Here is an 11,406-nt window from a genome sequence, read left to right as displayed (position 1 = left end):
GCAACAGAAAATTAACTTCAGTTTCTTCGAATTGAGTTTACCTGATGACGATCCAGTCTATACCCTAAAAAATGTGATGGAGGAATTAGATTTTTCGGGCCTGCTGGCCGGCTATTCAGATAAGGGAAGAACCGGGTATAACCCAATCATGCTGTATGCTGTTGTTACCTACGCAAACATTGCGCGGAGTCAGGGCTGTTGACCGTATTGTAGACTTATGCCAGAGAGATCTTGCTTTTATCTGGCTGACCAAAGGATGTAGGACGGATTTTGCGGACATTCAAAATAAAAAAGAATGTGGAGGTAACAGACAATGGCAAAATCATTATTTGAGGAACTGGGCGGCAAATACGAAAGGCAAGGGGATTATTTGATACCGTGCTTAACTGTACCCGCCGAAGAAGAACAGGCAATAGGCATCTGGGGGCAACGGCATTTAGATTATCTAAAACAGTACCGTAAAGTTACATACACCAATCTTCTTACAAGCGGCAGGCTAAACGCCTACCTTGCCGACATCAACAGACAGGCACAGGAACGCTTTGAAAGGCTCATAGAGGGTATGAAACAGGCACAGGGCATAACGGAACAGCTAAAGGCAGAAAACGCCTTAGAATGGACAGGATGCCTCAATAACATAAGGGCTTGTGCGAGGGAGATTGTGGAAAAGGAAATTATTTTTGCATAAACAGATGATTAGTGGCAGGGGGAAATCCTGCCGCTTTTTCTGCTTTAGTTTGTCAGCTTGACAAATAAAGGGTTAAGGAATATAATTAGATTCAGTATTATACAAGGAGTTAATAAATATGCGGCAAGGTATTCTTAAATAAACTGTCAATTTGATAGTGGGAACAAAAAGTAGCAGTCTCGTTTCACTTTTAATATGGGGCTTAGTTTTTTGTACCCAGTTTAAGAATACTTTTATCATGTAATTTTATATGCCCGAAAACATATAAGTGTTTTGGGGCTATTGGAGTTATTTACCCAGTGATAGGAGTATTTATCACTGGGTATTTTTATGCCCTTTTTTGGGTGTTGATAGGAGGAAAATCACATGAAAATAATTAACTTAGGCATTCTGGCTCACGTTGACGCAGGAAAGACAACATTAACGGAAAGTTTATTGTATACCAGTGGTGCAATTGCAGAACTAGGGAGCGTAGATGAAGGCACAACAAGGACAGATACAATGAATTTGGAGCGTCAAAGGGGAATCACTATCCAGACAGCAGTGACATCTTTTCAGTGGGAGGATGTAAAAGTCAACATTATAGATACGCCAGGCCATATGGATTTTTTGGCGGAAGTATACCGTTCTTTATCCGTATTAGACGGAGCAGTATTATTAGTTTCTGCAAAGGATGGCATACAGGCACAGACCCGTATACTGTTTCATGCACTACAGACAATGAAGATTCCGACAATTTTTTTCATCAATAAAATTGACCAAGAGGGGATTGATTTGCCAATGGTATATCGAGAAATGAAAGCAAAGCTTTCTTCGGAAATTATAGTGAAGCAAAAGGTTGGGCAGCATCCCCATATAAATGTAACGGACAATGACGATATGGAACAGTGGGATGCGGTAATTATGGGAAACGATGAACTATTAGAGAAATATATGTCAGGGAAACCGTTTAAAATGTCAGAACTGGAACAGGAAGAAAACAGGAGATTCCAAAACGGAACGTTATTTCCCGTTTATCACGGAAGCGCTAAAAACAATCTGGGGATTCGGCAGCTTATAGAAGTGATTGCCAGTAAATTTTATTCATCAACGCCTGAAGGTCAATCTGAACTATGCGGGCAGGTTTTTAAGATTGAATATTCAGAGAAAAGGCGGCGTTTTGTTTATGTGCGTATATATAGCGGAACATTGCATTTGAGGGATGTTATTAGAATATCTGAAAAAGAGAAAATAAAAATCACAGAGATGTGTGTTCCGACAAACGGTGAATTATATTCATCCGATACAGCCTGCTCTGGTGATATTGTAATTTTACCAAATGATGTTTTGCAGCTAAACAGTATTTTGGGGAACGGAATACTGTTGCCGCAGAGAAAATTTATTGAAAATCCTCTCCCTATGCTCCAAACAACGATTGCAGTAAAGAAATCTGAACAGCGGGAAATATTGCTTGGGGCACTTACAGAAATTTCAGATGGCGACCCTCTTTTAAAATATTATGTGGATACTACAACGCATGAGATTATACTTTCTTTTTTGGGGAAAGTGCAGATGGAAGTCATTTGTGCCATCCTTGAGGAAAAATATCATGTGGAGGCAGAAATAAAAGAGCCTACTGTTATATATATGGAAAGACCGCTTAGAAAAGCAGAATATACCATCCACATAGAAGTCCCGCCAAATCCTTTCTGGGCTTCTGTCGGGTTGTCCATAGAGCCGCTCCCTATTGGAAGCGGAGTGCAGTATGAAAGCAGAGTTTCACTTGGATATTTAAATCAATCGTTCCAAAATGCGGTTATGGAGGGGGTTCTTTATGGCTGCGAGCAGGGGCTGTATGGATGGAAAGTGACAGACTGTAAAATCTGTTTTGAATATGGATTGTATTATAGTCCTGTAAGTACCCCCGCAGACTTTCGGCTGCTTTCCCCTATCGTATTGGAGCAGGCTTTAAAAAAAGCAGGGACAGAACTATTAGAGCCATATCTCCACTTTGAAATTTATGCACCGCAGGAATATCTCTCACGGGCGTATCATGATGCTCCAAGGTATTGTGCAGATATTGTAAGTACTCAGATAAAGAATGACGAGGTCATTCTGAAAGGAGAAATCCCTGCTAGATGTATTCAAGAATACAGGAACGATTTAACTTATTTCACAAATGGGCAGGGAGTCTGCTTGACAGAGTTAAAAGGATACCAGCCAGCTATTGGTAAATTTATTTGCCAACCCCGCCGCCCGAATAGCCGTATAGATAAGGTTCGGCATATGTTCCACAAGTTAGCTTAACAGCTTGCAAAAGTCATATAAAATGAGATTTGAAAGGATTAGAGACTAATTATGATGAAATGCGAATGGATATTGTGTCCTGTTTGTGGGAACAAAACCCGTAATAAAATTAGGAAGGACACTGTTTTGGAGAATTATCCCCTTTATTGTCCAAAATGCAGACAAGAAAGATTGATTAAAGTTGACAACTTGAAGATAACTGTCATCAAAGAGCCAGACGCTTAAGACGCAGAGCCGATGAAATTGTGGAACAATTCACGAATCATCGGCTCTTTTTGTTTCGTATTTGAAAGAACAAACTCACCAAATAAAAAAAACGATATTCGGGTGGGTTATTTTGTTATACCCTAAATTACCCTCTGAATTTGTTTTTAAATTTGGAGGGATTTTTTTATGTCCTTTTTTCGGGCAGTTATCTATCTGCTCATACGAAGCAAAATTTATCAATACATAGCATATCAGAGAACGGCAGGAAACCAGTTAAAAAAATTTCTGCCTATGCAACGGCACTTCCTGCCTTGAATGTAGAAGTACAATCTCCATACAACAGAATTAATATTTCTCATAACCGTAAAGGTCATAGAGCCTTTGCGGTTTTTCTTTTGTCGATTTTTGTTGGAAAGTGCCATAGGGCTATTAGTGGTGTTAGGTGTCGTTCGCCACCTCTCCATCTGGATTTTGAACATTTCAAAAATTCAGATGGGAGGTACTTACAGTGAAATACGCACCGAGAAAGGTATATATCAAGGAAAGCGGCAGATATGTGGAACTGTCCTATACGGATTTCTGCCGCCGCAGGGAATCCGACCAGACCTATATGGACAAGCTGTTTATCCCCATTCAAGGCTGTCTGCTTGAAGTCGTGAGGGAGCAATACACGGACTTCTACCGAGATAAGGAACGGTGGCGTTATCTGAAAAAATTAGATACGAAGAACAGCCTGCTTTCTCTGGATGGATTTACGGACAGCGAGGGGAAGCCTTTAGACTTTATCGCTGATGAAGCGGCAGACATTGCGGAAACCGTTGTCAATGCGGTTATGGTGGACAGGCTGAAAGCCGCCCTGCCTTTGCTGTCGGATAGTGAACAGGAATTGATACAGGCAATCTTTTTTGACGGACTTTCTGAGCGTGAAGTCGGGGCGAGGTTCGGCATAACCCAGAGCGTTGTGAACAAACGCAAAGCCAGAATCCTAAGAAAACTAAGAAAGATAATAGAAAATTAAAATTTAAGGCGTTCAGCCCCCTTGTTTTTTCCTTTGGGAAAATGAGGGGGTTTTTCTCTGCCCTCTCAATCAATTCTGATTGGAGGAAAAGAAGCATGGCATATAACCACGGACGGGAGGACAGGAAATGGCGTATCTGGAAAGAAGCGGAGGAAAAGCTGCTGCGTGAGTGCGGCGTTGATGAAGCGACCATTGAGCAGATATGCATTGCGGACAGGGCAGACTTCAATTCCAACAGGCGGTTTTACCGATGGACGAATGACATTGCGGAATACCTTGAGGACATGGCAGACAGGGAGCGGCAGACGGAAGTGGGTACGGTTGCGGAGTTACTGGACGAGATTGAGAGCGAAAATCTCTATCAAGTATTAGTCGCGGTGGACGGGCGTACCTTGAAAATCGTCCTGCTGAAAATGCAGGGGTATTCCACAAAGGAGATTGCCCCGCTCGTGCATTTGACGACTGGTGCCATCTATGCGAGGTTAGACCATCTGCGGAAGAAGCTACGAAAATTTTATAGCGTCTAAAACAGCCTGCCGTCCTGCGGGCTACTGGGTGAGGGATGGAAATCCCCTCACTTATTTTTTGCAGGAGGCAAGCGGGATGGCATACAGAGTTAAGGCGTACACGCTTCGGGAGGAATCCACGGAAAGCGGCACAAGGTATTTTATCAGCTTTAAGGACGGGCAGGGCAAATCCCACGAGTTGGAAGTGTCGGAACAGTTCTTTATGGAGTTTCGGCAGATGGAACGCAGGAACAGGAATCTCCTCCAATGGGACGAGCGGCACAGGGAGTTTTCGGAAGTATGGGACGAAACGCTGAACAGGCGGGCGTTGAAGCTGCCTAAGAGCATAGAGGAACAAATGATTGAGGCAGAACGGGCAGAACTGCTCTGTAAGGCGGTTGACGGACTGCCAGAGATACAAAGGCGGCGTTTCCTGCTCTACTACGAGTATGAGTTCAATTTTTACCAAATCGCCGCTATGGAGCATTGCACCGCTTCGGCAATACAGAAATCTGTTGCGATTGCAAAGGAGAAAGTAAAGGCGGAAATGAGGAAGTATCTCCAACCGTGACCGACACCGCCCGAAAAAGAAATCTGTTTTTTATTTGTGTGGGATTGGCGGCATTACATACTCTCACTTTTTCTTCGTGGGAGTAAATCTATTTTTAAGGAGGTCAACGCCTATGTGCAACGAAAACAAAAACACCGCCCGAAAGGAGGAAAGCCATGCAGAAGTTACAGACAGTCAACGCCGAAACGCTCCTTTATGAACCGCTTGAGAAGCCGTCCTTTGTGGTGGACAGCCTTATCCCCACAGGCTTGTCGCTGTTCTGCGGCTCACAGAAGATAGGAAAGAGCTGGCTCATGCTGAAGCTATGTTTATGCGTGTCGCAGGGACTTCCCTTGTGGGATATGCCGACAATGGAGGGCGACGTGCTTTACCTCTGCCTTGAGGACACGTTCTGCCGTATACAGGACAGGCTGTTCCGATTGACGAACGAAGCGAGCAGGCGGCTTCACTTTGCCGTGGCAAGCTGCAAGCTGTCAGACGGTCTTATCGTGCAGCTTGAAGATTATCTGAAAGATTACCCAAACAGCAGGCTTATTGTCATTGACACTTTGCAGAAAGTCCGTACAGCTTCAAAAGACAATGCCTACGCAAGCGACTATGGGGACATCTCACTAATCAAAGACTTTGCCGACAGGCATTCATTGGCGGTCATTGTCGTACACCACATCCGAAAGCAGAATGACAGCGATGTGTTCAACAAGGTGTCTGGGACGACAGGCTTAACGGGGAGTGCGGACGCTACCTTTGTTCTGGAAAAGGAGAAACGGGCATCCGACACCGCCAAGCTGTATGTGACGGGCAGGGACACGCCCTATCAGGAATACACGCTGCGTTTCCGTGATTGCAGTTGGGAACTTGTGGAGAGAAAAACGCAGGAGCAGCTTGCGAAAGAAACGATACCAGACGTCCTTTTTCGGTTGGTGGATTTTATGAGGGATAAGGAAGAATGGGCAGGCACGGCAACGGAGCTGTTAGCCGCTATGAGGGAAACGGAAACCATACCCACGGTGATTACGAAATGGCTCAATGAATACCGCACCACATTTTTAAATGAGAACCATATCGTTTATCAGTACAGCCGCAAAAAACACGGCAGGCAGATTTCGCTTGCAAAGCGGGCGGGTGACAGCGGTGACGGTGGTGACAGCGATATTGGGATACCCCCTGTTACTGTCATTGACGCTTAAAGCCGTGTAAAGCTGGCGACTCTGCCCTGCGGGTGACAGCGGTGACGGCGGTGACAGTGATTTTAGGATACCCTGCCGCTGTCATCCCTGCGGGAGAACACCCCGTAAACGCAAAGTGCAGGCGTAGGATTTACCCGCCCTTTTCGGCGTGTAAAACCACCCCTGCGGTCAGAAAAATCCTTCCGATTTTTCCGACTGCGTTTACAGGGTGTAACACACTACACTTTGCCCTGCAAAGTCGTGTGCCAGACGTTCCCTCTGGACTCCCTTATGGCAGGTCTTACGCCCTGCTTATCCTACGCTCCACGCTTCGGATAAAAGAATGGCAGCATGACGGTGACGGCTCTTGCGAGGGGGTATTCCAAAAACACCGTCATCATCGACATGACCGTCATGCAGGGAATAAGGGTGACAGTTGAGGCAGTCGGTAGGGGGTATCCCAAAACTGCTGTCACCGCCGTCACCGCTGTCACCCAAAGGGCAGTTTACCCGCCGAAGAAAGGAAGATGATGAATTATGCCCTATGCAATCCTGCGTTTCCAGAAACGCAAAGCGGGCGGCGTTGCGGCTTGCGAACGCCACAACGAGCGTAAAAAAGAAGCCTATAAAAGCAATCCAGATATAGATATGGAACGCTCGAAAGATAACTACCATCTTGTGAATCCGCCGAGGTACACCTACAAGAAAGAGATTAACCGCATGGTAGCCGAAGCAGGGTGCAGGACGAGGAAAGATAGCGTGATGATGGTGGAAACGCTTATCACGGCTTCGCCAGAATTTATGAACAGCCTGCCGCCCAAAGAACAGAAAGCGTATTTTACGATGGCTCTGGATTTCATTTCAGAGCGTGTCGGGGAGAAAAATATCCTCTCCGCAGTCGTCCACATGGACGAGAGAACGCCGCATATGCACCTCTGTTTTGTGCCGATTACACCAGACAATAAGCTGTCTGCCAAAACAATTTTAGGCAATCAAAAGAGCCTGTCCGAATGGCAGACCGCCTACCATGAGCGGATGTCCTCACGGTGGAATCAGCTTGAAAGAGGTCAGTCCTCAATGGAAACGAAGCGGAAACATGTCCCCACATGGCTCTATAAGTTGGGCGGCAGGCTTGATAAACAGTATGAGGAAATTGTGTCTGCACTGTCCGACATCAACGCCTTTAATGCAGGGAAGAAGCGTGACAAGGCTCTGGAACTGATTGCGGCATGGCTCCCAGACGTGGAGAAATTCTCAAAGGAAATCAGTAAGCAGAGTGCCTATATCAATAGCCTAAAGGAGCAAATCGGGCAGGAATCAGACTATGCGGGGCGTATGCGTGATGAAAAGTATGAGCAGGAACTAAAGGTGCAGAAAGCGAACCAGAAGATATTTGAGTTGCAGAGAACCAACGAGCAGATGGGGCGGCTGCTCTCAAAGATACCGCCCGAAGTGTTGGAAGAATTGCAGAAAAACCATAAAAGCAGAGCGAAAGAAAGGTAGATATGTGAATGAAGAAACAGGATTTTAAGGTGTTAAAGACCAAAGACTTGTACCCGTTTCCCGACAATCCGTTTCATGTGGCAGAGGATGAAACGCTGTCAGAATTAGCGGAAAGCATCAAGGAATTTGGCATTGTCACGCCGATAATCACACGCCCGAAAGAGGACGGGAACGGCTATGAAGTGATTGCAGGGCAGCGGCGTGTCCGTGCGTCTGAACTTGCAGGGATAAATACCGTGCCTGCGTTTGTCCTGCCCTTAGACCGTGACCGAGCCATCATCACCCTTGTAGACAGTAATTTACAGCGTGAGAATATCCTGCCATCAGAGCGGGCGTTTGCCTACAAGATGAAATCCGAAGCCATGAAGCGGCAGGGTTTCCGCACAGACTTAACCTCGTCACAAGTTGTGACGAAGTTGCGGACGGACGACAAGGTGGCACAGGGCTTCGGCGTAGGCAGGATGACCGTACAAAGATTTATCCGTTTGACGGAACTGATACCGCCGATTTTGCGGATGGTGGACGAGGGGAAAATCGCCCTCACGCCTGCGGTGGAACTGTCCTTTTTGAAGAAAGACGAGCAGGAAAACCTCTTTGCCACGATGGAGAGCGAAGAAGCAACGCCCTCACTCTCACAGGCACAGCGGATGAAAAGCCTAAGCCAGAGCGGGCGGCTTGACATGGATACGATATTTGCAATTATGACGGAGGAAAAGGGAAACCAGAAAGAAACCTTGAAAATCAACACAAGCAAGCTGAAAAAGTATTTTCCGAAGAACACAACGCCGAAGCAGATGGAGGAAACCATCATTAAACTTTTGGAGCGTGAATTGCAGAGGAAACGGGGCAGGGACAGCCGCTAATCTTCTCTTTTCGGGAGGTAAATGCAGAAAATTGAGGTATGAAGAATGAAAGAAATCCAGTATGAGATTGTAAAGGAAATCGCCGTATTGTCTAAGGGCGACAGCGGCTACACAAAAGAAATCAATCTTATCTCATGGAACGGAAGAGAGCCGAAATATGACATCCGCAGCTTTTCCCCGAACCGTGAGAAGTGCGGAAAGGGTATCACGTTGAACGCTGATGAAGCAGCAGCACTCCTTGAAGCATTACAGAAAGAAGTAAACAGCGGGGATTGATGGTATCTGATTGACAGGGCGGGGCGTTTCCAGACGTTCTCCTGCCCTGTCTGGAAAGGAAGATTTAAGTATGGGCGAGGATAAGAAAGCAGATAAAAAGAGAAAGCGTATCGTGCCGAAAGCACCAGTTCAGATGATAATCAGCCGTGAATATGTCGGCACGCAGACAGTCACAGAAGCGTTTATCCCGATTATTTCCGAGGATATTCGGAAGAAGATTGCCGAGGGCGACACCTTCGACAATGAGGGGCTGTCCGCTTAGAATGTACGCAATGGAACATGAAAACAGATAGGACAGATATGGAGGTTTTACAGTATGGCAGGAATAAGAATGGAGAACAAGATTTATGAAGTCGGCATGTACTGCCGCTTGTCAAAAGACGATGGCACGGATAACGAGAGTGCGAGCATTGCGACACAGAAATCCATCCTCACGGATTATGTGAAAAAGCAGGGATGGCACTTAGCAAAAACGTATGTGGACGACGGTTACTCTGGTACAAATTTCCAAAGACCAAGTTTCCAGAACATGATTAAGGACATTGAAAGCGGTCTGATAAACTGCGTTATCACGAAAGATTTATCTCGTCTGGGGAGGAACTATCTTGATTGCGGACTGTATCTGGAAGTGTTTTTCCCAGAGCATAATGTGAGGTATATAGCGGTCAATGACGGCGTGGACACGCTCAATAAATCCGCTATGGACATCACGCCTTTCCGCAACATCCTAAACGAAATGTATTCCGCCGATGTGTCGGTCAAGATAAAATCGGCGTACCGAGCGAGGTTTCAGCAGGGGAAATTCATGGGGACGACAGCACCATACGGTTACGTCAAAGACCCCGCCGACCACAACCATCTGCTGATAGATGACAAAGTTGCCCATGTGGTAAGGGAAATATTTGACCTTGCGTTAGCGGGCAACGGAATCGCCAAAATCCGCAAGCACATCAACAAACAGCATATCTTACGCCCCGCCGCTTATGCGGCGGAGCAGGGGGCAACAGGCTATGAGAGGTATTTTGAGGAGAATGAGGAGAACCGTTATATTTGGAGCGAGAACAGCGTAAGGGGCATTTTAAGAAGCCCGATATATGCGGGAAACCTTGCAGGCTACAAGCGGATTGCCGCCAACATGAAAAGCAAGAAACGCCCCTCTAAGCTGCCCGAAGAATGGGAAGTGATACCAGACACCCATGAGGGGATAGTCACGCAGGAGGAATTTGATACCGTACAGCAGCTTATTACAAGCCGCAGATTACCAGAAAACAAGGGCGGCTTTGAGAACATCTTTGCAGGCGTTATTAAGTGTGCGGACTGCGGCTATGCGATGCGGGCTATGAGTGCCAACAGGAGGAAACGCCCCGACATCATCGACTGCGTACAATATTCCTGCAATAATTATGGCAGATACGGTAATATCATGTGTACCGCACACAGCATTGAAGCGAGGGACTTGTTCAACGCTGTCCTCACCGACATCAACCGATTTGCGGATATGGCAGTCAATGATGAAAAGGCAGTGAGGGCGATTGAAAAGCGGCTCACGGAAACAGACCAGAGCAAGGCAAAGGCACTGGAAAAGGAGCAAAGAAAACTGAACAAACGCCTTGCAGAACTGGACAGGCTGTTTTCCTCACTCTATGAAGATAAGGTGATGGAGCGTATTACCGAGCGGAATTTTGAGATGATGTCGGGAAAATACCAGAAAGAACAGCTTGAAATTGAAGCAAGGCTGAAAGAGGTAACGGAAACGCTCAGCGACAGCTATGAGAAGACGCAGGGTGTCCGTGATTTCCTCTCCCTAATCCGCAACTATCAAGGCATTAAGGAACTGGACGCAACCATCATAAACGCACTTATAGACAAGATACTTGTTTCGGAACGTGAGAAACTTACAGACGGAATGGTGCGGCAGGAAATCAAGATTTATTATAAATTCATCGGCTTTGTCGGTGAATTACATATCACACCGACAAAGCGGTGGACTGCGTTAAAGCCTAAGAATTGTACGGTGTGCGGTGTTGAATATGTTCCCCGCTCTGGCATATCGAAGTATTGTCCTGCTTGTGCCAAGAAGATACAGAGGGAGAAATCAAACGAGAGCAAACGCAGGAGCAGGGAGCGAAACAGACAGGCATGTATTGAACTGTCCGCAAAAAATGACCGACTGAGAAAAGCCTCAGAGAGACGCTTTTTATGACTTTAAAGGAAAAAAACTGACAGGCGAAGTTTTGGACGAATTGAATTATCAGTTCATGCGCCGTCTGGAAAAGGAAGGGCTAGTCACGCTGAAAGAGCTTTATATCGATGGAACAAAGA

At 46.1% G+C, this 11,406-nt stretch carries 13 protein-coding genes and 1 pseudogene; all 14 read left to right on the top strand.

What is annotated here, in order from left to right; all coding sequences use genetic code 11:
- Window positions 1-302 (top strand): annotated as a pseudogene (locus B5F07_RS21890) (IS1182 family transposase); the annotation flags it as partial.
- An 11-nt stretch (window positions 303-313) separates the two neighbouring features.
- Window positions 314-688: a TnpV protein gene (locus B5F07_RS21885; RefSeq protein ID WP_001129922.1), complete on the top strand. Its 375-nt coding sequence runs from the start codon at window positions 314-316 to the stop codon at window positions 686-688.
- A 366-nt stretch (window positions 689-1,054) separates the two neighbouring features.
- A complete protein-coding gene (gene tet(O) / locus B5F07_RS21880; protein ID WP_002596250.1) occupies window positions 1,055-2,974 on the top strand; it encodes a tetracycline resistance ribosomal protection protein Tet(O) in 1,920 nt (639 codons plus the stop codon).
- Window positions 2,975-3,025: 51 nt separating this feature from the next.
- Window positions 3,026-3,199, top strand: a complete 174-nt coding sequence (locus B5F07_RS21875; protein ID WP_008724758.1) for a cysteine-rich KTR domain-containing protein — start codon at window positions 3,026-3,028, stop codon at window positions 3,197-3,199.
- A gap of 490 nt (window positions 3,200-3,689) precedes the next feature.
- Window positions 3,690-4,199 (top strand): sigma-70 family RNA polymerase sigma factor, encoded by a 510-nt coding sequence (locus tag B5F07_RS21860; RefSeq protein ID WP_002596252.1) that lies wholly within the window; start codon window positions 3,690-3,692, stop codon window positions 4,197-4,199.
- Between the two features lie 95 nt (window positions 4,200-4,294).
- Window positions 4,295-4,726 (top strand): sigma-70 family RNA polymerase sigma factor, encoded by a 432-nt coding sequence (locus B5F07_RS21855; protein WP_087163293.1) that lies wholly within the window; start codon window positions 4,295-4,297, stop codon window positions 4,724-4,726.
- Window positions 4,727-4,802: 76 nt separating this feature from the next.
- Window positions 4,803-5,276 (top strand): RNA polymerase sigma factor, encoded by a 474-nt coding sequence (locus B5F07_RS21850; protein ID WP_002596254.1) that lies wholly within the window; start codon window positions 4,803-4,805, stop codon window positions 5,274-5,276.
- Between the two features lie 155 nt (window positions 5,277-5,431).
- Entirely contained in the window at window positions 5,432-6,463 is a 1,032-nt protein-coding gene (locus tag B5F07_RS21845; RefSeq protein WP_002596255.1) for an AAA family ATPase, read from the top strand.
- Between the two features lie 330 nt (window positions 6,464-6,793).
- Window positions 6,794-6,973 (top strand): hypothetical protein, encoded by a 180-nt coding sequence (locus B5F07_RS21835; RefSeq protein ID WP_004613323.1) that lies wholly within the window; start codon window positions 6,794-6,796, stop codon window positions 6,971-6,973.
- Window positions 6,974-6,979: 6 nt separating this feature from the next.
- Window positions 6,980-7,945, top strand: a complete 966-nt coding sequence (gene mobV / locus B5F07_RS21830; RefSeq protein WP_002596256.1) for a MobV family relaxase — start codon at window positions 6,980-6,982, stop codon at window positions 7,943-7,945.
- Between the two features lie 8 nt (window positions 7,946-7,953).
- On the top strand, window positions 7,954-8,808 hold the full coding sequence (locus B5F07_RS21825; RefSeq protein ID WP_002596257.1) for a ParB/RepB/Spo0J family partition protein: 855 nt from the start codon (window positions 7,954-7,956) through the stop codon (window positions 8,806-8,808).
- A 45-nt stretch (window positions 8,809-8,853) separates the two neighbouring features.
- Window positions 8,854-9,084 carry a YdbC family protein gene (locus B5F07_RS21820; protein WP_002596258.1) on the top strand — a complete coding sequence of 77 codons (231 nt, stop codon included), beginning with the start codon at window positions 8,854-8,856 and terminating at the stop codon, window positions 9,082-9,084.
- 70 nt (window positions 9,085-9,154) lie between these two features.
- On the top strand, window positions 9,155-9,346 hold the full coding sequence (locus tag B5F07_RS21815) for a hypothetical protein (RefSeq protein WP_002596259.1): 192 nt from the start codon (window positions 9,155-9,157) through the stop codon (window positions 9,344-9,346).
- Window positions 9,347-9,400: 54 nt separating this feature from the next.
- Complete coding sequence (locus tag B5F07_RS21810) at window positions 9,401-11,287, top strand: recombinase family protein (RefSeq protein WP_087163292.1); 1,887 nt, start codon at window positions 9,401-9,403, stop codon at window positions 11,285-11,287.
- Window positions 11,288-11,406 lie beyond the last annotated feature (119 nt).

Source organism: Lachnoclostridium sp. An169, assembly GCF_002160525.1.
Classification (GTDB): domain Bacteria; phylum Bacillota; class Clostridia; order Lachnospirales; family Lachnospiraceae; genus Mediterraneibacter; species Mediterraneibacter cottocaccae.
The sequence above is the reverse complement of the archived record's forward strand: the minus strand, read 5'-3'. Positions and strand labels throughout refer to the sequence as shown.